We start from the raw sequence: 22,212 nt of genomic DNA, 5'->3' as shown, positions 1-22,212 counted from the left end.
AACCACTGTGAAAACAGTGGTTTTTTTTGTGGAGAATATCGGAGTCGAACCGATGACCTCTTGCATGCCATGCAAGCGCTCTAGCCAGCTGAGCTAATCCCCCGACTGGGAGCAAATGTAATAATTTTTCTGAAATATGGAAATCTTTTATTTTTCGAAAATTTGATGATCAAAAAGGCCGGAATACATCAGCTTGAAGAAATAAAATCTCTTACCGAAGCATGTGCAAAAGCCATGTGCTATAAAGGTATCTACCAGTGGAATGAACACTATCCTTCTCTTGAAAAATTAAAAGCTGATATTGAAAAAGAAGAACTTTATCTCTATGAGGAGAATGGTCAAATTATGGGCATTATTGTTATCACAGAAGATATGGACGATGAATATATTCCCATAAAATGGTTAAGTAAAACCGAGTCAAATATTTATATACATCGCCTTGCGACTCATCCCGATGTTTGGGGGCAGGGATATGCACGTAAACTGATGGATTTTGCCGAGAATTATGCGAGGGAGCACGAATTCGAATCGATAAGGCTGGATACCTTCAGCCAGAATAAAAGAAATCAGAAGTTTTATGAATCGCGGGGTTATCAAAAATTAGGGAATATCTACTTCCCCAAACAAAGTGAGCATCCTTTTTACTGCTATGAGTTGCTTATTTAATTAGTTAGCCTCTATATTTGCTCTTCATTTACCAGTCCCTTGGCAGATTCAGTAAGTTTTAAAAATATCAATAAGATAGCCATTCCCGCTATTATTGCGGGGATTGCCGAGCCTCTTATTTCCCTCACCGATATAGCGGTTATAGGAAATGTAGGTAAAAACTCGGTGGAGGCGCTTGCCGCTGCAGGAATTGTAGGTTCTTTTCTTTCTGCCATTATCTGGATTGTTGCCCAGACCAAAACTGCTATTTCAGCCATCGTTTCTCAGCATCTTGGTGCAAATCGTCTTCACGCGGTTAAAACACTTATCCCACAGGCCATTGCCTTCAATTTTCTGTTCAGTCTGGCCATTTACGGGGTTACTGCTTTTTTTGCACGTGCAATTTTCAGTGCATATAATGCTGAAGGACTAATATTACAGTATTCTGAAGATTATTACCAGATCCGGGCACTAGGATATCCTCTAACCCTGGTGACCTTCGCGATTTTTGGCATTTTCCGCGGACTTCAGAACACCTTATGGGCCATGAAATGCAGCCTTACAGGCGCCGCAGTAAATGTTGCGCTAGATTATTTGCTGGTTTATGGAATTGACGGGTTAATACCTCCTATGCATTTAAAAGGAGCTGCCTATGCGAGTCTCGCTGCTCAGGCTACCATGCTTGTAATGGCCTTCTGGTTTTTCTTTAAGAAGACCCCCTTTCATCTCAAACTGAGTTTTAATATAAATCCACGAATGAAAGGATTGCTGTTAATGGCAGCCAATCTCTTTGTGCGTACAGCTGCGCTCAATTTTGCCATTTATCTCGCCAACGCCTATGCCACAGATTATGGAAAGAATTATATCGCCGCACAAAGTATACTAATGAATATCTGGCTGTTCTTCAGCTTTTTTATAGACGGCTATGCAAATGCCGGAAATGCGATTGGAGGGAAGCTACTCGGAGCTATGGATTACAGGAATCTCTGGGAACTCAGTAAGAAAATAAGTAAATACGCCGTTTTAATAGCGATAATCCTGATGGCTCTCTGTGCTCTTTTTTATAACCAGATAGGTTTATTGTTCAATAAAGAGGCTACGGTACTTGCTCTCTTCTCCTCGGTCTTCTGGATGGTGCTTATCATGCAACCCGTAAATGCGATAGCTTTTATGTTTGACGGTATCTTTAAAGGATTGGGGGAAGCTAAATATCTTAGAAACGTCTTACTTGTAGCAACATTTCTGGGCTTCACTCCTGCCCTGCTTATATCTGATTACTTCGGGTTGAAATTATATGGAATCTGGATCGCCTTTTTCGTATGGATGCTCATTAGAAGTAGTACCCTGGTTGTCTATTTCCGCAGAAAATACCTGCATAAGGAAGTTTAGATTCTGTTAAGTTGGCTTCTGCTTTTAAGCAATATCCTTAACTTTGGTAAAAACCTGAATTTTATGACCACCAGCCGCGAGAACGGAAGTTTATATACTAGCATTGAAAATAAGATCGCAACTGTAGAGTTTGGACATCCTGCGAGCAATTCCTTTCCTTCAGAACTCCTGGACAGACTTGAGAAAGAGTTTAGGAAACTTTCAGATGATGAAAATGTAAACGTTATTCTATTAAAGTCGGAAGGGGAAAAAGCATTTTGTGCGGGAGCCTCGTTTAATGAACTTATTGAGATTGATGATCTGGAAAGTGGAAGAAAATTCTTTTCAGGTTTCGCTAATGTGATCAATGCGATGAGGGCCTGCAAAAAACCTGTCATAGGCCGGATACAGGGAAAAACTGTTGGGGGTGGAGTTGGACTGGTAGCCGCGTGTGACTACGCAATGGCTACAGATGCTGCAGCCATACGCCTTTCAGAGTTAAGCATTGGGATAGGTCCTTTTGTGATTGCGCCGGCGGTTAAAAGAAAGATGGGAGTAGGAGCCCTCGCAGAACTAAGCCTGGCAGCCCATGAATGGAAGAATGCATACTGGGCAAAAGAAAAGGGCCTGTACGCCCGGGTTTTTGAAAACATAAAAGACCTGGATAAGGAAGTCGAGATCTTTACTTCAAAACTGGCTTCCTATAACCCTTCTGCCCTGGAAGAAATGAAAAAGAGCCTTTGGAAAGGCACTGAAAACTGGGAGCATTTGCTGTATGAACGGGCTGCAATATCGGGAGAATTAGTGCTATCAGAATTTACTAAACAGGCACTGGCTAAATTCAAAAAATAAAGATATGATGCAGCAGGAACACTTACCAAAAGATAAAGACCCTACCGAGATACAGGAATGGGGATGGACCTTAAGGGAATTCATAACAGAAAATTTCTGGTACTTACTTGCAATACTGGTATTATTAGGCTTATTCTTTTATGCGCGCTATAGATGGAGAGTAAGACATGAAAGAAACAAAAAGAACTGATGGATCAGGACACCTGGGAATTTTTTAGGTTTTTAAGCGGCATGGGATTCTGGATCATCCTCGCCCTTATACTTATTGGCGTGTTCGTTTATAAAAGATTCAGAAAATAGCTAGCGGGTTTTCAACCAGCCTGTAATGCTTAAACGAGGTACCTTAACGGGCTTCACCTCGTGTTCCAATTCCTGGCTCTCAAAGATCACTACTCTTCCGGGAAAGGGATAGATATTAATTTCCTCTTCTTTTCCGCCATTTTCTGTATAAATAGTAAGTTCACCACCATTTTCGGGTTTCCAGTCTTCATTATTGAGATAACATACCATGGAAAGTTTTCTTCTGCCATCATTCTGAAAGGTATCCAGATGTCGTTTATAAAAAGTTCCTTCAGGATAGAGCGCATAATGGAATTCCTTGGTAAGGATTCCCATAAAACAGGTGCGATTCAGGTAGTCTACCAGTGAATTTATCTTATTGAAATAAATCTTTTCCGCCTCGCCAGCATCAGCTTCATTGATCCAGAGAATGAAATCCCCTCGAATAGATTTTGCGATGATCTCGTTGGTTCGGTTTCCTATAGCGGCCTTTTTAAAGTTATCCTCTTCATATTTATTAAGAAGGCTACCTCTTAGTTTGTTCACCTCTGCTTCCTCGAAGAAATTATCGATGATACTGTATTTCTTCTCTAAAAGATCTGAAATCACCTGCTCATAAAGAGGATTCTCCTTAAACTCGAGCTGCTCAAAAAGCTCTAAATCTTGCTGAACCATGACAATAAAAATTTCGCAAATATACTCCAGAAATCAAATCGGGAATGTTAAAAATTCAGGCTCAAAAAATCAGTTATCTTTGTATCAAATTATGCCGAAATGAGCAATATTAGAATCACCAAACAATTCTCTTTTGAAACCGGTCACGCCCTCTATGGTTACGACGGGAAATGCAGGAACGTGCATGGCCACAGCTATAAATTAAGTGTAACTGTTATAGGAAAGCCGATCACAGATAGTGAAAATGTCAAATTTGGAATGGTGATAGATTTTGGGGATCTTAAGAAGATCGTGAAATCGGAAATTGTAGACAAATTTGATCATGCAACGGTTTTTAATAAGAACACTCCGCATGTAGAACTTGCCGAGGAGCTCAAAAGCCGCGGCCATCATATCATCCTTGTAGATTACCAGCCTACCAGTGAGAACATGGTGATAGATTTTGCAGAAAAGATCAAAAAACACCTTCCATCACATATAAGTCTCCACTCCCTCAAACTTCAGGAAACCGAATCTTCCTTTGCTGAGTGGTTTGCGAGCGATAATTGAGTTGTAAGCTATAAGCGGTAAGCCTTAAGTCATCCAGAGCTAAGCGAAGGAATCTCATTATTCCTAAAGGCAAACGCTACTTCATTGCGATTTCATCTTTCAGTTTCAGTCCTGCTAAAGTTTCATCTTTTATAAAAGGAATCCTGCTAAGACCTCACAGGTTTTGAAAACCTGTGAGGTCAGAATTTATCATTTATTATCCTTAAAATTTTATAATTATTTTCAACTATTCTAACAATCGATAAGAAGTTAATGTGTTTATTATTAGTTATTTGTGAATTTAATCGGAAAAATGTAAATTTAAAAATAAGAAACTACCTAGTAAGAAGACAATTCCAATTTCCTAAATCCTGCAACCTTAATTAACCGAAGCCTTTTATGCCCATGTGTGAAATAAATTATAGATTAAACATTTGGTTATGAAAAAAGCACTGACGCTTCTCTTACTTACAGTTTCACTAATTGGGTTTTGCCAGAATAAAAACTTTGCGGAAGTAAATGGTACAAAGATCCATTATATCACTCACGGAAAAGGTGAGCCTGTTTTATTATTGCACAATTTAACGGCAAGTCACAAAATGTATCTGCCTTGGGTAGATGATTTTCCCGAAAAGTATCAATACATAATTCCAGATTTAAGAGGTCATGGCCTTTCGAAAAATCCTTCTGATGTTTTTCGTCATCGAGATGCAGCTATTGATATGTATGCTCTTATGAATACACTAGGAATTAATAAGTTTAAAGCTATAGGAACTAGTTCAGGTGCCATGACTCTATTACATATGACCACCATGGATTCTACAAGAGTGGAAGCAATGATATTAATTGGTGGTACTACTCATTACCCTGAAGAAGCAAGGAATATTCAAAAAAATACCACATATGAAACCATCGATATTAGATGGAGAAAAGATATTCTTTATCATCAGCCAGGAGGAGAAAAACAAGCGAGAAAGTTATTAAGACTTTTTAAGGAGCTCAGTACCACGTATGAAGATATGAATTTTACCTCACCTTATCTGTCAATCATCAAATGTCCGACATTAATTATTCACGGTGATAGAGATAAACATTTTCCTATTGATATTCCAGTCAAGTTATATAAAAATATTCCAGACTCATATCTATGGATTATTCCAAATGGAGGACATCTTCCATTTGTTCACGAAAAGGAAGAATCTATTTGGTCAAATGTGTTTATAACCGTCATGGCCCAATTTTTTGAAGATAAAAAGTTCCATTAATAAAACTATATATTTAAGAGTAAAAATTGAAAGGGGCAAGCCAGCGCTGAAAAGGTGAAAAAATGTTCATTTCGTTGCAATTATTAATATTATGGCCTCACAGGTTTCCAAAGCATGTGAGGCCATAATTTATCATCCTAATTTAGCTTAGTGCTTAATGGTAATTTCGAGCCTAGAGAGAAATCTCATATCTTTACCCCGAACAAAAGCTTTATGAAAATCCCACAGGGCAAAAAAGTCTATTTTTCCAGCGACAACCACCTTGGAGCTCCAACCATGGAAGCAAGTCGGGAACGCGAAGCAAAATTCGTTAAGTGGCTGGATAAGGTTAAAGAAGATGCAGCTGCAATTTTCCTGCTAGGCGATCTTTTCGATTTCTGGTTCGAATATAAACATGTGGTTCCAAAAGGATTCGTAAGAACTCTCGGAAAACTAGCGGAAATTAAGGATTCCGGTATTCCGGTTTATTTCTTTGTAGGCAATCACGATCTTTGGATGGATAATTATTTTGAAAAGGAGCTTAATATTCCCGTTTCTCACAAACCCAAAGAATTTGAATTCAACGGAAAGAGCTTTCTTGTTGGTCATGGTGACGGACTCGGCCCCGGGGATCATGGGTACAAACGAATGAAGAAGGTCTTTACCAATCCATTCGCGCAATGGTTATACCGATGGTTACATCCAGATATTGGCGTACCGCTGGCCCAGTATTTTTCAGTGAAGAACAAAGCTATTTCGGGTGAGGAGGATATGGAATTCTTAGGAGAAGATAAGGAGTGGTTAATCCAGTATTGCAAGCGAAAACTGGAATCAAAGCATTATGATTATTTCCTTTTCGGGCATCGCCATCTCCCATTGGAGATCGACCTGAATGGCAAATCTACTTACATCAATACGGGTGACTGGATAAGTCATTATACCTATGCTGAATTTGACGGGGAAAAGCTCAGTCTGAAAAAGTTCAAATCTTAAACACTTTCTCTTATATCCTTTAGCTTAAGCTGAATCGTGGTATTCCCATTCCAGGTATTTTCATCAAGGGAATAGACCGCATCAAATCTTTTATAATCCTTGATCAGGTCCAGTTTTGAACCCAGGTTAAAACCTATTACATCAAAGGCAGGTCCGTTTTCATCTTGTTTCACTTTGCATTTTAGATGGGTCTTATCTTCCCCCACGCATTTCCCAAATCCCGTATCTATAAGGCCTTTAGTCAAAAATACCGGAGACATGTTCCCCGGGCCAAATGGAGCGAATTGCTTGAGGATACGATAGAATTTTGGGTTTATATCATTAAGATTTATTTCGGCATCTATTGAAAGTTCCGGAGTAAGCAGCTTTCGGTCTATGCTTTCAGAAACCACTTCTTCAAACTTCCTTTTGAAGTTCTCATATTCAGTTTCCAGCAGGGTTAGGCCGGCAGCATATTTATGTCCGCCGAATTGTTCAATGTGCTCTTTACAGCCTTCCAGAGCCTCATAAACGTCAAAGCCTTTCACAGATCTGGCCGAGGCCGCCAGCTTCTCCCCACTTTTTGTAAATACCAGGGTAGGACGGTACCAGGTTTCAGTTAGCCTTGAGGCCACGATCCCTATCACTCCTTTATGCCAATTCTCACTATAAACTACGGTAGTAAGTCGGTCTTCTTCCTTTTGCTCTATGATCTGCTGCCTGGCCTCTTCGGTTATGGATTTATCGGCGCTTCGCCTGGCGGTATTAAAAGCTTCGATCTCTTCGGCATACTTTCTCGCGATTTCCTCATCTTCTTCAGTAAGAAGATCCACGGCATGCTGCCCGTGTTTCATCCTTCCGGCTGCGTTGATTCGTGGTGCCACGATAAAAACCACATCGGTAATGCTCACGTTCTTCCGGTCACCAAGTAAACTGCTGATCCCTTTCCGTGGAGCGACATTGATCACGTGAAGACCATGGTAGGCAAGAATTCTGTTTTCACCGGTAATGGGAACGATATCGGCACCAATGGCCGTTGCTACCAGGTCCAGGTAAGGAAGCAGCACCTCCTCAGGCTCATTATTCCTTTTGGAGAGCGCCTGAATAAGTTTAAATCCCACACCACAACCACAAAGTTCATCATATGGATAATCGCAATCCGTACGTTTGGGATCGAGGACTGCTACAGCTTCAGGAATCTGATTCCCGGGACGGTGGTGATCACAAATAATAAAATCTATCCCTTTTTCCTTTGCGTAAGCGACTTTTTCAATAGCCTTTATCCCGCAATCCAGAGCAATGATCAGGCTTATCTCATTATCGGCCGCATAGTCTATTCCCTGATATGAAACCCCATAGCCCTCTTCATAACGATCTGGAATATAAGTCGCCACATTTGGATACCGATATTTCAGATATGAAGACATCAAAGCTACACTGGTGGTGCCATCTACATCATAATCACCATAGACCAGAATATTTTCTTCATTGGCCATCGCCTGCTCGATGCGCTGCACGGCAAGTTCCATATCCTTCATCAAAAAAGGATCGTGGAGATCCTGCAGGTCAGGACGGAAAAATTTCCTGGCCTCCTCAAAGCTATCTATTCCCCGCTGAACAAGTAACCTTGCAACCGGCAACCCAACTCCCAGCTTATCTGCCAGTGCATTTACGGTAATAGGATCAGGTTTGGGTTTTAAGGTCCAGCGCATAGAATTATATAAAAATGAATTTAGCCGAATGTAATAAAAATCGAATTACAGAATTCTTTTTTAACCTAATATTTCAGCTATTTTCTGTTGAAGTTCTGGCACCACATTTTCCTCAAACCATGGGTTCTTGCTTCGCCAGAAACGGTTCACCGGAGAAGGATGCGGCAGCGGCCAGAATTCCGGCAGGTAATCCTGATAATTCTTTACTTTTTGTGTGAGATTTGAGCTGCCAGGCAAATAATAATTCGTGGCATAAGAGCCGATCACAATTTTAAGCTGTGTGTTTTCAAGCTCTTCCCAAACCTCTTCATGCCACATGGGAGCACATTCCTTTCTGGGAGGAAGGTCTCCTGTCTTTGCCTTTCCCGGATAACAGAAACCCATGGGCAGAATGGCAAAATTTTCGGTGTCATAGAAAGCTTTTTCATCAACACCCAGCCATTCCCTTAATTTCTTACCGCTCTGATCGTTCCAGGCTATTCCGGTTTCATGCACTATCCTTCCTGGCGCCTGACTTATAAGCACGATCTTTGAATTTTTTGTGGCCTCAAGAATCGGATTTGGTCCCAGTGGAAGGTGATCTTCACAAACCCGGCAATCTCTTATTTTACATAAAAGATCTTCCATCAGGATTTTCCTTCTACCACGACTACAATTTCACCTTTAGGCGGATGTGAAGTATAATACTCAAGGACTTCAGCCGAAGTTCCCCTTATGGTTTCCTCATGCATTTTGGTGATCTCCCTGGAGACAGAAACCTTTCTATTCTCCCCAAAATACTCAACAAAATTCCCAAGTGTTTTGAGCAGTTTATGCGGTGATTCATAGAATACCATCGTTCTGGTCTCTTCAGCAAGAAACTTTAGCCTGGTTTGCCTTCCTTTTTTCACCGGCAGAAAACCCTCAAAAACAAACTTATCATTCGGTAAACCACTGTTCACCAACGCAGGAACAAAAGCAGTCGCTCCCGGTAAGCAGTCCACTTCAATACCTGCTTCCACACAGGCGCGAGTAAGCAAAAATCCGGGGTCCGAAATAGCCGGAGTACCTGCATCGCTTATAAGGGCGACGGTTTCACCGGCTTTGATCCGGGAGACTATAGCTTCCACCGTCTTATGCTCGTTATGCATATGATGGCTTTGCATAGGAGTCTGAATCTCATAATGCTTCAGTAATTTTCCACTGTTTCGTGTGTCTTCGGCAAGAATTAGATCTGCTTCTTTTAAAACCCTGATAGCCCTAAAAGTCATATCCTCCAGGTTACCAATGGGAGTAGGTACCAGAAAAAGTTTCCCCATATACCTGTATACTATTTACTGAATTTATTCTCGATATGAGCCATAAAGCGCTCCTCGTAGTCTTCTTTACCTTCCCAATTATTATAATCGGGCTTGACTATCTTATCGATAAATTTTTGGGCCTCTTCAAGGCTGTTGAAAGTATTCAGCTGGGAAAGTACACGATTATAATCGGCCGTATTTCCATCGAACAGGTGTCTGATATAAGAAAGCCTTTCGTTCAAGCCTATGTTGATGCCTTTTTTGAGTCGGTCGTTCAGCGAACGGGGTCTGTTATCCTTCTGAACATGATTCACCGGTTCAAAATCTGGAAGGTTATCATAATCTACACCTATATTTCTGAAATCCTTCTTATCCTTTTTTGGCGTCTCTTTTGGTTTGGTCGCTTCAGGTTGTTTTGGTGGCTGCGGCGTATTGATATGATTAATCATGGCATCCACCTTTTCGGTTTCAGGCGGCATCTGGGCCACAATATCCTTTATTTTTTCTGTATTGGGTTCTGTAATAGATTCAGAATCCTCATTGTACTCGGTGCCGTCCGGATAAAATTCATCATAATGCTGAACATGGGCAATTCTTTGCGGTAATTCTATTTCTTCCTCTTCAGTTTCTGTTTCCTCATATGCCTCGGTCAGATGTTTTTCAGTAAAAGCCAGTATGGTAAGTTTCTCATAAAGCTCCTTTGCTTTCTGCTTTAGCTCTTCAACATCCTTATTGCCCTTAGTTTGAAGAATAACTTCGGCAATTTGGATCAAGTCGGCTTCGATTTTCTTTTTCATCTGTTAAAATTTTTATCCTCTATTCGTCAAAATACAACGGCTAGTAGAACATCTGCATTGTATGCAAATTTTCTGCCAGATTCATTTCATAACTTTAACGATTAGCCCCTGCCCAGGGTTGTATTTTTAATAAATTTGTTCCACCTTTATGCGAAAGCGGTATTTCCCGTTTCGATTTGAAAAATACAAAATGTTTCTCGAAAATACAGTAAATCACGAAGAGCAATTTGGCTGGATAGAAGTAATTTGTGGCTCGATGTTTTCCGGTAAAACCGAAGAACTCATCCGTAGACTAAAGCGAGCAAAATTTGCAAAGCAGAATGTAGAGATCTTCAAACCAGCTATAGATACGCGCTATGATGAAGAAATGGTTGTCTCTCATGACTCCAATGAGATACGATCTACGCCGGTTCCTTCGGCCTCTACCATTCGCATTCTTGCCGATGGCTGTGATGTTGTGGGGATAGACGAGGCTCAGTTCTTTGATGATGAGATCGTAACGGTTTGTAATGACCTTGCCAATCAGGGAATTCGTGTTATTGTCGCCGGACTTGACATGGATTTTAAGGGAAATCCTTTTGGCCCCATGCCGAATCTTATGGCAACAGCTGAATATGTAACCAAAGTACACGCGGTATGTACTCGCACCGGAAACCTTGCACAATTCAGCTACCGGAAAGCTATCAACGATGAGCTTGTTTTCCTTGGCGAGAATGAAGAATATGAACCTTTAAGCCGCGCAGCCTATTATAAAGCAATGTTGAAGGAACGCGTCAAAAAGATTGACGTTAAAGATCCTGAAGAATTGAATAAACCCAAAGAAGAAAATGCCTGAAGCCAAAGAAACCGTCCTGGAGATAGACCTTGGGGCACTGGCACATAATTATCGTTATTTAAGATCAAAAACAGATAAGGATGTAAAATTCCTTTCAGTAGTCAAGGCTCACGCCTATGGAAGTGATTCCGTAGTGATCGCCAAAAAACTCGAAGAACTGGGTACCGACTATTTTGCGGTTGCCTATGTTGAAGAAGGTATAAGGCTTCGTGAAAACGGGATCACCAAACCAATCCTGGTATTGCATCCACAATTCACTCATTTTGAAAAGATCATTGAACACTGCCTGGAACCCAATCTGTATAGTGAAAAGATCCTTCGGTCATTTATAAGCACTGCTGAAAAGCTAAAACAAAAGAACTACCCCGTTCATATAAAACTTAACACTGGGCTCAACCGTTTAGGATTTGACCAGCCAGAAATTCCTGTGATCTATGATCAAATTACAAGTACCGAGACCCTGAAGATCGCTTCTGTGTTTTCACACCTGGCGGCAAGCGAGGACTGGAAGGAAAGGGACTTTACTGTTGGGCAGATAGATCTTTTCAGGAAAATGAGCTGGGAACTTGTTGAAAAGCTTAGCTACGAACCCCTGTTACATATTTGCAATACCTCAGGATTGATCAATTATCCCAAAGCCGCATTCAGCATGGTGAGAACCGGAATCGGACTCTATGGCTATGGAAATGATGAAAACGTGGATCCCGATCTTAAACCTGTGGGGACTCTTAAAACCATAATTTCCCAGATAAGAAAATTAGACAAAGGAGCTACTGTTGGTTACAACCGGGCTTTTAAGGTTGAAAAGCCAAGCAAGATAGCCACTCTCCCGGTTGGTCATGCCGATGGTATAAACCGCATTTACGGAAAAGAAAAGGCCGGAGTAATGGTTCACGGTAAGTTCGCGCCCATTGTAGGGAATGTTTGTATGGATATAATAATGATAGATGTAACGGGAATAGATTGTGAAGAAGGTGATGAAGTGATCATATTCGGTGGACCACAACATCCGGTAAGTTTTGCCGAAGCCGGGGGAACAATTTCCTATGAACTTATTACGGGGATCCAACGTAGAGTCACAAGAAAGATAATTCCTGAAGGATCATAAAAAGTAAAGAATTTAATTTTTTTATCTAAATTAGGCTCAACTAACTACATCAATTCGATCTTATGGGCTTTCTTTCAGATTTTAAAACATTTCTTTTTCAGAAAGATATTGTGATGCTCGCCACTGCGGTAGTCATTGGCGCAGCCTTCAATAAAATTGTAAATTCTGTTGTAAACGATGTGATCATGCCTTTAATAGGTGTCTTCACGGGTGGCATAGATTTTACCCAGAAATTCTTTTCACTTGATGGGAACCATTATGAAACCCTGGATGCGGCCAAGGAGGCTGAAGCCGCGGTGATCACATACGGAAACCTTATTCAGGCCATCATTTACTTTATAATCATTGGTTTTTTTATATTTTTGGTTTTAAGGTCTTATGAAAAGACCAGGAAAAAAGAAAATGTAGAAGAAGCTCCGGCTCCAAAAGGACCTACACAGGAAGAGATCCTGCTGGAAATAAGAGACGAACTGAAAAAACAAAATTCATAAAGAAGTACGCTTACCGCTACACTACTTATTTCAACTATAAACCCCGGTGAAAATCGGGGTCTTTTTTTTAACAAAAATGACAAATGCGTATAAATCTTTATAAATCAGGTATTTTTTTCGATCTGTATACATCAGGTTTAAAAGCAACTAATACCTTTGCAATCAAAATTTTAAAAAGTACTTTGTAATTATGAAAGTAGCTGTTGTTGGAGCCACCGGTATGGTGGGAAATGTAATGCTAAAAGTCCTGGAGGAAAGAAAATTTCCTTTAACGGAACTTATTCCCGTTGCCTCAGAAAGATCTGTTGGTAAGAAAGTTAAATTCGGAGAGAAAGAATATGAAGTCGTTGGTCTGGAAACTGCAGTTTCCATGAAACCGGAAATCGCCTTGTTCTCGGCTGGAGGGGATACCTCCCTGGAGTGGGCGCCTAAGTTTGCCGAAGCAGGCACTACGGTGATCGACAACTCTTCAGCGTGGAGAATGAATCCTGCCAACAAGCTTGTGATTCCGGAGATCAACGCGAATCTTCTAACAAAGGAAGACAAGGTAATTGCAAATCCAAACTGTTCCACCATTCAGCTATTAATGGCATTAAAACCGCTTCATAATACCTATGGTATCAAAAGGGTGGTTGTTTCCACCTACCAGTCAATTACCGGTACCGGTGTAAAAGCGGTGAGACAGTTGGAAAACGAATATGCTGGTGAAGAAGGAGAAATGGCATATCCTTATCCAATTCACAGGAATGCACTTCCACATTGCGATGTTTTCCAGGATAATGGCTACACTAAGGAGGAGATGAAACTTACCAACGAAACCAAAAAGATCCTTGGTGACGATTCAGTGAATGTAACTGCCACAGCGGTAAGAATCCCAGTAGTTGGAGGTCATTCTGAATCTGTGAACATTGAGTTTGAAAAGGATTTCGAGGAAGCAGAAGTAAGAAAATTGCTTAATGACTTTCCCGGGCTCACCGTAAAAGATAATCCGGCTGTTAACACCTACCCAATGCCTATTTATGCTGAAGGGAACGATGATGTTTTCGTGGGAAGGATAAGAAGGGATTATTCCCAGCCAAATACGCTAAACATGTGGATCGTGGCCGACAACTTAAGAAAAGGAGCCGCCACTAACGCGGTGCAAATAGCCGAATATTTACTTGAAAACGATCTCGTATAGAGAATTCAAATATTTAAATATCTTTAAAGGCCTGAAAGCGAAATATCTTTCAGGCCTTTTTTGCTTGATTTATTTGAAAATCTCAACCCAATCTTTTATGAAAAAAATGATAACCATGATTCTTGCTGCAAGTGCTCTTATAGCTTGCGATGATGAATCAAAAAAAACAGAATCAATTGCTTTGAATTATCCTGAGACTAAGAAAGTAGATACCGTGACCGATTATTTTGGCACTAAAGTCAAAGACCCTTACCGATGGCTAGAAGACGACAGAAGTGAAGAGACCGAGAACTGGGTGGAAGCTCAGAATGAGGTTACCTTCGGTTACCTTGAAAAGATCCCCTATCGCGATGAGCTAAAAGAAAGGCTCACCCAACTATGGGATTATGAAAAATTAGGAGCTCCTTTTACCGAAGGTGATTATATCTATTTCTTCAAGAACGACGGATTACAGAATCAAAGTGTCCTTTACCGTAAAAAGGGTGAAGACGCTGAACCAAGAGTTTTTCTTGATCCGAACAAATTCAGTGAAGATGGTACTACCTCACTTTCAGGAATGAGTTTTTCTGAAGATGGGAAAAAAGTAGCCTATGCTATTTCTGAAGGAGGAAGTGACTGGAGAAAAGTGATCGTGATGAATGCCGAAAACAGGAAGTTGCTTGGAGACACAATAAGAGACGTGAAATTCAGCGGACTTTCATGGAAAGGCAATGAAGGTTTTTATTATTCAAGTTATGATAAGCCGGAAGGAAGTGAACTTTCAGCCAAGACCGATCAGCATAAATTATATTACCATAAACTCGGTACAGACCAGAGTGAGGATAAGGTAGTATTTGGTGATTCTGAAGAACAGAAAAGACGCTATGTAGGAGGAAATGTGACTGAAGACAATCATTTCCTTATTATTTCGGCAAGAAATTCTACTTCAGGCGGAGAACTTTATCTTATGGATCTTACCAAAAAGAACCCCAAACTGGTAACAATCCTGAACAATTTTGATACCGATAGTTATGTGATAGATAATCAAGGCAGCAAGCTTTACATTGTGACCAATCTTGACGCTCCCAATCGAAGAATAGTCACGGTAGATGCTTCGAATCCAACTCCTAAGAACTGGAAAGATTTCATCCCGGAGACCGAAAATGTACTTAGTCCTTCCACCGGTGGTGGTTATTTCTTTGCAGAATATATGGTAGATGCGATTTCACAGGTGAAGCAATACGATTATGAAGGCAACCTGATAAGGGAAGTAGAACTACCGGGAATTGGATCAGCGGGAGGATTCAGTGCTAAAAAAGAGGAAGATGTTCTCTACTATTCCTTCACCAATTACGTAACACCGGGAACCATTTATAAATATGATATTGAAGATGGCACCTCTGCAGTGTACAATAAGCCTAATATAGACTTTAACCCGGACGATTACGAAAGCGAGCAGGTCTTTTATAATTCAAAGGACGGGACAAAGATCCCTATGATTATAACCTACAAGAAGGGAACCGAAATGAATGGCAAAAATCCGACTATCCTGTACGGTTATGGTGGATTTAACATTAGCCTTACGCCAGGCTTCAGTACTGCCATGAGCGTTTGGCTGGAGAAGGGAGGTGTTTATGCCGTGCCCAATCTTCGCGGAGGCGGAGAATATGGAAAGGATTGGCATGATGCCGGCATCAAAATGAAAAAGCAAAATGTATTTGATGATTTCATTGCTGCCGCCGAATATCTTATTGAAAACAACTATACTTCAAGTGAATATCTTGCCGTACGTGGCGGGTCAAATGGTGGATTACTGGTTGGAGCTACCATGACCCAGCGACCTGACCTTATGAAGGTTGCCCTTCCGGCTGTTGGTGTGATGGATATGCTTCGTTACCATACCTTCACTGCCGGAGCGGGCTGGGCATACGACTATGGCACGGCCGAGGATAACAAGGATATGTTTGAATACCTGTATGGATATTCGCCGGTTCATAATGTAAAAGAAGGTGTTGAATATCCTGCCACTCTTATAACCACAGGTGATCATGATGATCGAGTGGTGCCAGCCCATTCCTTTAAATTTGCAGCAGAGTTACAGGATAAACAGGCAGGTGATGAACCAGTGCTGATAAGAATCGAGACTAAAGCTGGACATGGGGCAGGAAAACCTACCAGCATGATCATTGAAGAATATGCTGATATTTTTGGGTTCACCCTTTATAATATGGGCTTTAAGAGCCTTCCAAATCAAATAGACCAAAAAGTAAAAGGTTAATTATTCAACCTCCAAAAGATAAAACCGGTCGGAATTTAATTTTCGGCCGGTTCTTTTTTTTGTACAAGATGCAGATCTCCTTTTTCGTCAAGATAATATCCTTTTTGGGCATGATAAAGTATTTCTTCTTTATCATCTGAATATGCCTCCAGCAATTCATATTCTCCTTTTACATCTTCCTTAAGCCTCCGTATCTTTTCTTCGTTATTGCAGGCAACCCCTTTAATCCTATAATTATCATTTTCATATTTGGTTAAGGTTCCCAAAACCTTTACCGGAAGAAGCTCCTCCATATATTTAGTGTATATCTCAAAACCACCGGTTATTATATATACCTCTATTCCATTTCGGGAATGTGTTTGAATATCCCTTATCATATCTTCTCTGAAATATTCAGGAAATTCTATATCCCAGAATTGTTTTGCATATTTTTCAACCTTATGGGGAGGTATGCCTTTTAAATAGTTATAAAAATTCTCCTTGAAATAAGTTTTGTTTATCAATTTCAAGGAGTATAGGGCATACATCCATGCTAGTTGAAGAGAATGTATAAGCTTATAATCCTTTTTATAACAAATAAATTTGAAGAAATCGTCTTTGGAGGATTTCTTATATAAAGTCTGATTAAGATCGTAAACAATAATTTTTTTCATCTTTAGGCCGGAACAAGTATAAGTTGATTAGATTTATCTCAAAAAGATAGCAAAAACTCCAGATGTTAATCCTTAGATTATCATTTAATAAACAAGATTTTAACCTCATATGCTAAAGCTCCAGAATGTATCCTTTGCTTACGATAAAGAACCTGTCCTTAAGAACATTAGCTTTAGGATAGAAAAAGGTCAGAATGTTTCGATTATCGGCGAAAGCGGATGTGGGAAAAGCACTCTATTAAAACTTATTTACGGCCTTCTACACACTGATGGAAAGATAACCTGGAATGGTGAGGAACTACTTGGCCCCTTATACAATCTGGTACCCGGAGAACCTTTCATAAAATATCTCGCTCAGGATTTTGACCTTATGCTTCCCTTAAGCGCTGCAGAGAACGTTGGAAAGCATTTAAGCAATTTCTACCCTATAAAGAAGAAAAGACGCATCAGAGAGCTGCTGGAAGTGGTTGAAATGGAGGAAGAGGCCGATAAAAAAGCGAAATTCCTGAGTGGTGGTCAGCAGCAGCGAATAGCCCTCGCAAGGGCACTGGCCGATGAACCGGAAATATTATTGCTCGATGAACCCTTCAGCCATATTGACCATTTTAGAAAAAATAATCTACGCAGACGACTGTTCTCATACCTAAAAGAAAACAATATCACCTGCATAGTTGCAACACATGATAGCACTGATGCACTTTCATTTGCTGACAGAACTTTCGTGATCAAGAACGGTGGTATTTATGCAGATGGCACACCCCAGGAACTTTATCAGACTCCACCCAATAAATATATCGCCTCTCTTTTTGGAGATGTGAACCATATCATGCTTAAAAATCTCAAGGAAGATAACTCCAGCAGAAAACGGGTGGTTCTATATCCACATGAGATTGAGATAGTCTCAAAATCTGGAATCGAAGCGGTGGTTAAAAAGAGCTATTTTAAAGGAGAAAGCTTTCTTATTGAGGCCAGCCTTAACAGTGATCATATTCTAATAGATCACCATAATGAGATCGAACCCGACACAAAAATAAACTTAAAAGTCTCGGAAGAGCTGATCGATAAACGCCTTAATTAACTGAATTGATCCGGATTTTCTTAGCATTCATTTCAAAATGTTCTCCTGCTTCCTTACCGAGTAATTTTTGAGCCACAGGAGCCTGGATGCCTACCGCATAGAATTTCTCATTTCCTATGGAAATTTCCCCGGCAGGAATCGAAATAAAATAACTCGCAATTTCAGTATTTACAATACTACCAAGGACGATTCTTCCTGAAGCTTTGTGATCTTCTATCCTGTTAAGCACCTTTACCTGTTTCTCATATTCGTTGAGCTGATTACTTAGCTTATTCCACTCGATATTGATCATTTCCCGGCCAGTCTCATATTTATCTCCCGCACTGCTTTTTGATTCGTTATCAAGATCCTCTTTCAGGCCGTTCATGGCTTTCAAGACCACATCGGTTTTCTTCTGAAGAAAATCCCGGCAGGCTTTTATCAATTCTGAACGATCTGCTTTCATATTACTCAAGACTGAATCGGCCGTAATTCTGCATCTGGTTCACGATCCAGTTCTTTCTTCTCTGAATAAAACTGGAGGCAGGGTTCGCCCTATATTCCCTGGGGTTTGGAAGTACTGCGGCTATGGCAGCTGATTCGTAGGCTGAAAGATCGATGGCATTTTTACCAAACCAGTGTTTGGCCGCTGCCTGGGCTCCATACACCCCTTTGCCCATTTCTATACTGTTCAGATAGACCTCAAGGATCCTTTCCTTGCTCCATAGCATCTCTATTAGAAAAGTGAAATATGCCTCCATACCTTTTCTAAACCAGGTTCTGCCCGGCCATAAAAAGACATTTTTTGCGGTTTGCTGGGATATAGTGGAGGCACCGCGTATCTTTCTTCCCGAACGGTTATCTTCCATCGCCTCCTGAATAGCCTCAAAATCAAAACCCTTGTGGTTTACAAAATTCTGATCCTCACTGGTGATCACTGCCAGTTGCAGGTGCCTGGAAATATCATCAATCGGGACCCATTCGTGATGAAATTCTTCCTGGGGGTTTTCAAAATAGCGAATCGCCATAAGTGGGGTATAGGGCACTGGCAACCATTTGTACACCATTACCATGAAAATACTGAAAATGAACAGTCCCAGAAGGATCTTGAATATAAACCTGAAAATTCTTTTTATCATGATTGTAAAGCTAGATCTGCAATTTCTCTTCCTACCAGACTACCAATGGCAACGCCCATGCCGCCCAGTCTCACCCCGCAGTATACATTTTTGGAAATCTCTTTGATTATTGGTTTTTTTTGCGCTCCCACTCCCATTATTCCGCTCCAGGATTGTTCAATCTCGAATTCGGTATCTGGCAGGATGCTGGTCTTTAGAAGATGTTTTAATTTGTTCTGAATGATATCGGTTAGGCCCGTTTGATCGGTCTCCTCGGTTTTAAAATCCAGATTCCTTCCTCCTCCAAACAAGACTCTGTTGCCAACATTCCTGAAATAATAATATCCCTTATCCAAATGAAAAGTTCCCTCGAAGGGAGGGTTTTTCAGCGGTTTCGTAATAAGCACCTGGGCCCTGGCCGGTTTCACTTCATCAATACCGAGCCTGGAGGCAAATCCGTTTGTGGTTATAATAGCTTTTTGGGAGTACAGCTCGAACTTATTCGTTTTGATTTTTATGCTGTCTTCTTCATTTGTTAGTCCTTCAACCATTACATTATTCAGGATACGGATTCCAAGAGCCTGTACCTTTCTCAATAGAGCACTCATCATCTTGCCGGTATCAATCTGGCCTTCAAATTTGCTGTATATGAGTTTTGGCTGAATATTCCTGAAACCGAATTTATTATCTTCCATACTGAAAACCTCATCATGAAAAACAGAGTTCAACATCTCATTTACTTCGGGCATTTTCTGAATGCATTCTGAATAAAGCTCTTCATCTTCAGGAACAAAAAGCTCATATCCTCCATAAGTGCGATAATCTATCTCCTTATCTCCCAGATTCTCCCGAAGCAATTCCAGTCCAAGTACCCGTTTATGAACCAGTTTAACCACCTCTTCTTCTGTATGCGTCTTTAGATCCTCCAGGATCTCTGAAATACTTCCAAAACAGGCAAATCCCGCATTCTTGGTGCTGGCCCCTTCCGGCAACATGCCCTTTTCAAGGATAAGGATCTTTGCATCAGGCTGCAGCTCTTTAAGCCTTAAAGCACAATTAAGTCCGGTGATCCCGCTACCTACTATACAAAAGTCGATATCCGAAAACCAGGAATCGGTTTCCCAAAAGGAAAAATTCATAGGTTGGTATTTTCTATGGCTGAAAATACAAAAAACCTCACAGGTTTTTGGCACCTGTGAGGTTTATATGAATTATTGAATTCTAAATTTTATGACTCTTCTTCCATGGCCTTCATCTTGAAGTCTTCCATGAATTTCGTCGTGTAATTTCCTTCAATATAATCAGGATGATCCATCAACTGGCGATGGAAGGGGATCGTGGTTTTTATTCCCTCGATCACAAACTCATCAAGGGCACGCTTCATCTTATTGATCGCCTCTTCCCTGGTTTGGGCAGTGGTTATCAACTTAGCGATCATGGAGTCATAATTTGGCGGAATAATATATCCGCTATACACATGAGTATCTATCCTTACCCCATGACCTCCCGGCGCATGCAGGTTGGTGATCTTCCCTGGTGAAGGTCTGAATCCGTGATACGGATCCTCTGCATTGATCCTGCATTCTATGGAGTGAAGCTGCGGCTCATAGTTCTTTCCAGAGATCGGCACCCCGGCAGCTACAAGGATCTGCTCACGAATAAGATCGTAATCTATCACCTGCTCTGTAATAGGGTGTTCCACCTGAATACGTGTGTTCATTTCCATGAAATAGAAATTCCTGTGTTTATCAACAAGGAATTCCACGGTACCGGCACCTTCATATTTAATAAATTCAGCAGCCTTTACAGCGGCATCTCCCATTTTCTTACGAAGGGTATCGGTCATAAAAGGCGAAGGAGTCTCTTCCGTCAGCTTCTGGTGACGACGCTGAATAGAGCAATCTCTTTCTGAAAGGTGACAGGCTTTACCGCTACTGTCTCCAACCACCTGTATCTCGATATGGCGTGGCTCTTCAATAAGCTTCTCCATATACATCCCGTCATTTCCGAAGGCGGCATCAGCCTCTTTCCTTGCCGATTCCCATGCTGCTTCCAGGTCTTCTTCCTTCCAAACCGCACGCATTCCTTTACCTCCACCACCGGCAGTGGCTTTAAGCATAACGGGAAATCCTATTTCCTTGGCAAGTGAAAGGCATTCTTTATAATCTTTAAGAATCCCTTCAGAACCAGGAACACATGGAACCCCGGCAGCTCTCATAGTAGCCTTGGCCGTGGCCTTGTCTCCCATTTTCGCTATCATATCTGGCGATGCTCCAATAAATTTTATATCGTGTTCCTGACAGATCTTTGAAAATTTGGCATTTTCAGAAAGGAATCCGTATCCCGGGTGAATTGCATCGGCATTAGTTATTTCTGCCGCGGCAATAATGTTCGATATTTTAAGATAAGAAAGGTTACTCGGTGGGGGGCCTATACAAACGGCCTCATCAGCAAATCTTACATGAAGACTTTCAGCATCTGCAGTTGAATAAACCGCAACCGTCTTTATACCCATTTCCTTACAGGTACGGATAACACGTAATGCGATCTCCCCTCTGTTTGCAATCAATATTTTTTTAAACATACCTAGTGCTTTTAAAGTTCTGAAGCCCAAAAAGGGCTTTCAGTGGTTCAAACGGGCAGTTAATTATGATGGATCAACTAAGAATAAAGGCTGATCAAACTCTACAGGAGAAGAATCTTCTACCAGTACTTTCACGATCTTTCCGGAAACTTCACTTTCAATCTCATTGAAAAGCTTCATTGCTTCAATAACACAAAGCACGTCTCCCTCCTTCACACTGTCTCCAGTCTCCACAAATGCAGGTTTATCTGGAGAAGGTTTTCTATAAAAAGTTCCGATGATCGGAGATTTTACAGTGATATATTTAGAGTCATCTGCAGAAGTATCCTTACTCTCTTTTGGAGTGCTTTCCTTTTCCTGTGGCTGAGGAGCAGGAGCAGGAGCCTGTGGTTGAGCAGGCATCTGCTGTGGCATTTGCTGACCTACAGGAACTTGTTGTACTATGGTAGTTTCCTTTTCGTCTGAACCTGTTTTAATTGTGATTTTAACATCGCCTGTTTCCAGTTTTACCTCACTTGCACCAGACTTGGCGACAAATTTTATCAGATTCTGAATTTCCTTTAAATCCATAATAATT

24 protein-coding genes and 1 tRNA gene are annotated in these 22,212 nt (G+C 40.9%); 13 read left to right on the top strand and 12 right to left on the bottom strand.

Annotation, left to right across the window (positions count from 1 at the left end):
• Positions 1–29 precede the first annotated feature (29 nt).
• Positions 30–103, bottom strand: a tRNA-Ala gene (locus NE848_RS10120).
• 62 nt (positions 104–165) lie between these two features.
• Here NE848_RS10120 and NE848_RS10115 point away from each other — a divergent pair.
• The 4 genes from NE848_RS10115 (at position 166) to NE848_RS10100 (ending at position 3,055) form a co-directional block, all read left to right on the top strand.
• Complete coding sequence (locus NE848_RS10115; RefSeq protein ID WP_252113096.1) at positions 166–666, top strand: GNAT family N-acetyltransferase; 501 nt, start codon at positions 166–168, stop codon at positions 664–666.
• A 39-nt stretch (positions 667–705) separates the two neighbouring features.
• Positions 706–2,034 (top strand): MATE family efflux transporter, encoded by a 1,329-nt coding sequence (locus NE848_RS10110; protein WP_252113094.1) that lies wholly within the window; start codon positions 706–708, stop codon positions 2,032–2,034.
• Positions 2,035–2,097: 63 nt separating this feature from the next.
• Positions 2,098–2,865: an enoyl-CoA hydratase/isomerase family protein gene (locus NE848_RS10105; protein WP_252113092.1), complete on the top strand. Its 768-nt coding sequence runs from the start codon at positions 2,098–2,100 to the stop codon at positions 2,863–2,865.
• 4 nt (positions 2,866–2,869) lie between these two features.
• Complete coding sequence (locus NE848_RS10100; protein WP_252113088.1) at positions 2,870–3,055, top strand: hypothetical protein; 186 nt, start codon at positions 2,870–2,872, stop codon at positions 3,053–3,055.
• 110 nt (positions 3,056–3,165) lie between these two features.
• On the opposite strand, the gene NE848_RS10095 is transcribed toward NE848_RS10100, so the two are convergent.
• Positions 3,166–3,819 (bottom strand): 2OG-Fe(II) oxygenase, encoded by a 654-nt coding sequence (locus NE848_RS10095; protein WP_252113085.1) that lies wholly within the window; start codon positions 3,817–3,819, stop codon positions 3,166–3,168.
• Between the two features lie 99 nt (positions 3,820–3,918).
• On the opposite strand from NE848_RS10095, the gene NE848_RS10090 reads away from it, so the two are divergent.
• The 3 genes from NE848_RS10090 to NE848_RS10080 all read left to right on the top strand — a co-directional run bounded on the left by NE848_RS10090 (position 3,919) and on the right by NE848_RS10080 (position 6,584).
• Positions 3,919–4,368 (top strand): 6-pyruvoyl trahydropterin synthase family protein, encoded by a 450-nt coding sequence (locus NE848_RS10090; protein ID WP_252113083.1) that lies wholly within the window; start codon positions 3,919–3,921, stop codon positions 4,366–4,368.
• Positions 4,369–4,787: 419 nt separating this feature from the next.
• Positions 4,788–5,612 (top strand): alpha/beta fold hydrolase, encoded by an 825-nt coding sequence (locus tag NE848_RS10085; protein WP_252113082.1) that lies wholly within the window; start codon positions 4,788–4,790, stop codon positions 5,610–5,612.
• 213 nt (positions 5,613–5,825) lie between these two features.
• Positions 5,826–6,584, top strand: a complete 759-nt coding sequence (locus NE848_RS10080; RefSeq protein WP_252113080.1) for a UDP-2,3-diacylglucosamine diphosphatase — start codon at positions 5,826–5,828, stop codon at positions 6,582–6,584.
• Here NE848_RS10080 and recJ read toward each other — a convergent pair.
• Genes recJ through NE848_RS10060 form a run of 4 tightly spaced genes read right to left on the bottom strand, consistent with a single transcriptional unit; the run spans position 6,581 to position 10,352 of the window.
• Positions 6,581–8,275: a single-stranded-DNA-specific exonuclease RecJ gene (recJ, locus tag NE848_RS10075; protein ID WP_252113077.1), complete on the bottom strand. Its 1,695-nt coding sequence runs from the start codon at positions 8,273–8,275 to the stop codon at positions 6,581–6,583. The two genes, NE848_RS10080 and recJ, sit on opposite strands and share 4 nt — an antisense overlap.
• Positions 8,276–8,335: 60 nt before the next feature.
• Entirely contained in the window at positions 8,336–8,902 is a 567-nt protein-coding gene (locus NE848_RS10070) for a uracil-DNA glycosylase family protein (RefSeq protein ID WP_252113074.1), read from the bottom strand.
• Complete coding sequence (rsmI, locus tag NE848_RS10065; protein WP_252113072.1) at positions 8,902–9,573, bottom strand: 16S rRNA (cytidine(1402)-2'-O)-methyltransferase; 672 nt, start codon at positions 9,571–9,573, stop codon at positions 8,902–8,904. The genes NE848_RS10070 and rsmI overlap by 1 nt, the downstream gene beginning before the upstream one ends.
• Before the next feature lie 11 nt (positions 9,574–9,584).
• Positions 9,585–10,352, bottom strand: coding sequence for a hypothetical protein (locus NE848_RS10060; protein ID WP_252113070.1), 768 nt, complete (start codon positions 10,350–10,352; stop codon positions 9,585–9,587).
• 190 nt (positions 10,353–10,542) lie between these two features.
• Here NE848_RS10060 and NE848_RS10055 point away from each other — a divergent pair, with 190 nt between their 5' ends.
• From NE848_RS10055 to NE848_RS10035, 5 genes are all read left to right on the top strand, one after another.
• The gene (locus NE848_RS10055; RefSeq protein WP_252113068.1) at positions 10,543–11,187 is read left to right on the top strand and encodes a thymidine kinase; all 645 of its coding nucleotides are present in this window, start codon (positions 10,543–10,545) and stop codon (positions 11,185–11,187) included.
• Positions 11,180–12,295, top strand: a complete 1,116-nt coding sequence (alr, locus tag NE848_RS10050) for an alanine racemase (protein WP_252113066.1) — start codon at positions 11,180–11,182, stop codon at positions 12,293–12,295. The genes NE848_RS10055 and alr overlap by 8 nt, the downstream gene beginning before the upstream one ends.
• 62 nt (positions 12,296–12,357) lie before the next feature.
• Positions 12,358–12,786: a large conductance mechanosensitive channel protein MscL gene (gene mscL, locus NE848_RS10045; protein WP_252113064.1), complete on the top strand. Its 429-nt coding sequence runs from the start codon at positions 12,358–12,360 to the stop codon at positions 12,784–12,786.
• A 190-nt stretch (positions 12,787–12,976) separates the two neighbouring features.
• Positions 12,977–13,966 (top strand): aspartate-semialdehyde dehydrogenase, encoded by a 990-nt coding sequence (locus NE848_RS10040; RefSeq protein WP_252113061.1) that lies wholly within the window; start codon positions 12,977–12,979, stop codon positions 13,964–13,966.
• A gap of 97 nt (positions 13,967–14,063) precedes the next feature.
• Positions 14,064–16,223, top strand: coding sequence for a prolyl oligopeptidase family serine peptidase (locus NE848_RS10035; RefSeq protein WP_252113059.1), 2,160 nt, complete (start codon positions 14,064–14,066; stop codon positions 16,221–16,223).
• Positions 16,224–16,258: 35 nt separating this feature from the next.
• Here the strand turns inward: NE848_RS10035 and NE848_RS10030 are convergent, their stop codons facing one another.
• On the bottom strand, positions 16,259–16,876 hold the full coding sequence (locus NE848_RS10030; RefSeq protein ID WP_252113057.1) for an HAD family hydrolase: 618 nt from the start codon (positions 16,874–16,876) through the stop codon (positions 16,259–16,261).
• 109 nt (positions 16,877–16,985) lie between these two features.
• Between NE848_RS10030 and NE848_RS10025 the strand changes: the two genes are divergently transcribed.
• The gene (locus NE848_RS10025) at positions 16,986–17,954 is read left to right on the top strand and encodes an ABC transporter ATP-binding protein (RefSeq protein WP_252113054.1); all 969 of its coding nucleotides are present in this window, start codon (positions 16,986–16,988) and stop codon (positions 17,952–17,954) included.
• Here NE848_RS10025 and NE848_RS10020 read toward each other — a convergent pair.
• The 5 genes from NE848_RS10020 to accB all read right to left on the bottom strand — a co-directional run bounded on the left by NE848_RS10020 (position 17,947) and on the right by accB (position 22,205).
• Positions 17,947–18,399 carry a transcription elongation factor gene (locus NE848_RS10020; RefSeq protein WP_252113051.1) on the bottom strand — a complete coding sequence of 151 codons (453 nt, stop codon included), beginning with the start codon at positions 18,397–18,399 and terminating at the stop codon, positions 17,947–17,949. The genes NE848_RS10025 and NE848_RS10020 overlap by 8 nt on opposite strands.
• A 1-nt stretch (position 18,400) precedes the next feature.
• On the bottom strand, positions 18,401–19,072 hold the full coding sequence (mtgA, locus tag NE848_RS10015; RefSeq protein WP_252113048.1) for a monofunctional biosynthetic peptidoglycan transglycosylase: 672 nt from the start codon (positions 19,070–19,072) through the stop codon (positions 18,401–18,403).
• Positions 19,069–20,190 carry an NAD(P)/FAD-dependent oxidoreductase gene (locus NE848_RS10010; RefSeq protein WP_252113045.1) on the bottom strand — a complete coding sequence of 374 codons (1,122 nt, stop codon included), beginning with the start codon at positions 20,188–20,190 and terminating at the stop codon, positions 19,069–19,071. The genes mtgA and NE848_RS10010 overlap by 4 nt, the downstream gene beginning before the upstream one ends.
• An 89-nt stretch (positions 20,191–20,279) precedes the next feature.
• Positions 20,280–21,635, bottom strand: coding sequence for an acetyl-CoA carboxylase biotin carboxylase subunit (accC, locus tag NE848_RS10005; protein WP_252113043.1), 1,356 nt, complete (start codon positions 21,633–21,635; stop codon positions 20,280–20,282).
• A 63-nt stretch (positions 21,636–21,698) separates the two neighbouring features.
• On the bottom strand, positions 21,699–22,205 hold the full coding sequence (accB, locus tag NE848_RS10000; protein WP_252113041.1) for an acetyl-CoA carboxylase biotin carboxyl carrier protein: 507 nt from the start codon (positions 22,203–22,205) through the stop codon (positions 21,699–21,701).
• Positions 22,206–22,212: the final 7 nt, after the last annotated feature.

The organism is Gramella jeungdoensis, assembly GCF_023805255.1.
Taxonomy (GTDB): Bacteria; Bacteroidota; Bacteroidia; order Flavobacteriales; family Flavobacteriaceae; genus Christiangramia; species Christiangramia jeungdoensis.
This window is presented reverse-complemented; position numbering and strand designations above follow the sequence as displayed.

What these genes read in the sequence shown, in the direction of transcription:
- NE848_RS10085 (WP_252113082.1), top strand. Translation starts at nt 4,788, where the DNA reads ATGAAAAAAGCACTGACGCTTCTCTTACTTACAGTTTCACTAATTGGG.
- accB (WP_252113041.1), bottom strand. Translation starts at nt 22,205, where the DNA reads ATGGATTTAAAGGAAATTCAGAATCTGATAAAATTTGTCGCCAAGTCT.
- NE848_RS10020 (WP_252113051.1), bottom strand. Translation starts at nt 18,399, where the DNA reads ATGAAAGCAGATCGTTCAGAATTGATAAAAGCCTGCCGGGATTTTCTT.
- NE848_RS10105 (WP_252113092.1), top strand. Translation starts at nt 2,098, where the DNA reads ATGACCACCAGCCGCGAGAACGGAAGTTTATATACTAGCATTGAAAAT.
- NE848_RS10100 (WP_252113088.1), top strand. Translation starts at nt 2,870, where the DNA reads ATGATGCAGCAGGAACACTTACCAAAAGATAAAGACCCTACCGAGATA.
- NE848_RS10055 (WP_252113068.1), top strand. Translation starts at nt 10,543, where the DNA reads ATGTTTCTCGAAAATACAGTAAATCACGAAGAGCAATTTGGCTGGATA.
- rsmI (WP_252113072.1), bottom strand. Translation starts at nt 9,573, where the DNA reads ATGGGGAAACTTTTTCTGGTACCTACTCCCATTGGTAACCTGGAGGAT.
- recJ (WP_252113077.1), bottom strand. Translation starts at nt 8,275, where the DNA reads ATGCGCTGGACCTTAAAACCCAAACCTGATCCTATTACCGTAAATGCA.
- accC (WP_252113043.1), bottom strand. Translation starts at nt 21,635, where the DNA reads ATGTTTAAAAAAATATTGATTGCAAACAGAGGGGAGATCGCATTACGT.
- mtgA (WP_252113048.1), bottom strand. Translation starts at nt 19,072, where the DNA reads ATGATAAAAAGAATTTTCAGGTTTATATTCAAGATCCTTCTGGGACTG.
- NE848_RS10060 (WP_252113070.1), bottom strand. Translation starts at nt 10,352, where the DNA reads ATGAAAAAGAAAATCGAAGCCGACTTGATCCAAATTGCCGAAGTTATT.
- NE848_RS10025 (WP_252113054.1), top strand. Translation starts at nt 16,986, where the DNA reads ATGCTAAAGCTCCAGAATGTATCCTTTGCTTACGATAAAGAACCTGTC.
- NE848_RS10070 (WP_252113074.1), bottom strand. Translation starts at nt 8,902, where the DNA reads ATGGAAGATCTTTTATGTAAAATAAGAGATTGCCGGGTTTGTGAAGAT.
- mscL (WP_252113064.1), top strand. Translation starts at nt 12,358, where the DNA reads ATGGGCTTTCTTTCAGATTTTAAAACATTTCTTTTTCAGAAAGATATT.
- NE848_RS10115 (WP_252113096.1), top strand. Translation starts at nt 166, where the DNA reads ATGATCAAAAAGGCCGGAATACATCAGCTTGAAGAAATAAAATCTCTT.
- NE848_RS10030 (WP_252113057.1), bottom strand. Translation starts at nt 16,876, where the DNA reads ATGAAAAAAATTATTGTTTACGATCTTAATCAGACTTTATATAAGAAA.
- NE848_RS10095 (WP_252113085.1), bottom strand. Translation starts at nt 3,819, where the DNA reads ATGGTTCAGCAAGATTTAGAGCTTTTTGAGCAGCTCGAGTTTAAGGAG.
- NE848_RS10090 (WP_252113083.1), top strand. Translation starts at nt 3,919, where the DNA reads ATGAGCAATATTAGAATCACCAAACAATTCTCTTTTGAAACCGGTCAC.
- NE848_RS10010 (WP_252113045.1), bottom strand. Translation starts at nt 20,190, where the DNA reads ATGAATTTTTCCTTTTGGGAAACCGATTCCTGGTTTTCGGATATCGAC.
- NE848_RS10035 (WP_252113059.1), top strand. Translation starts at nt 14,064, where the DNA reads ATGAAAAAAATGATAACCATGATTCTTGCTGCAAGTGCTCTTATAGCT.
- NE848_RS10040 (WP_252113061.1), top strand. Translation starts at nt 12,977, where the DNA reads ATGAAAGTAGCTGTTGTTGGAGCCACCGGTATGGTGGGAAATGTAATG.
- alr (WP_252113066.1), top strand. Translation starts at nt 11,180, where the DNA reads ATGCCTGAAGCCAAAGAAACCGTCCTGGAGATAGACCTTGGGGCACTG.
- NE848_RS10080 (WP_252113080.1), top strand. Translation starts at nt 5,826, where the DNA reads ATGAAAATCCCACAGGGCAAAAAAGTCTATTTTTCCAGCGACAACCAC.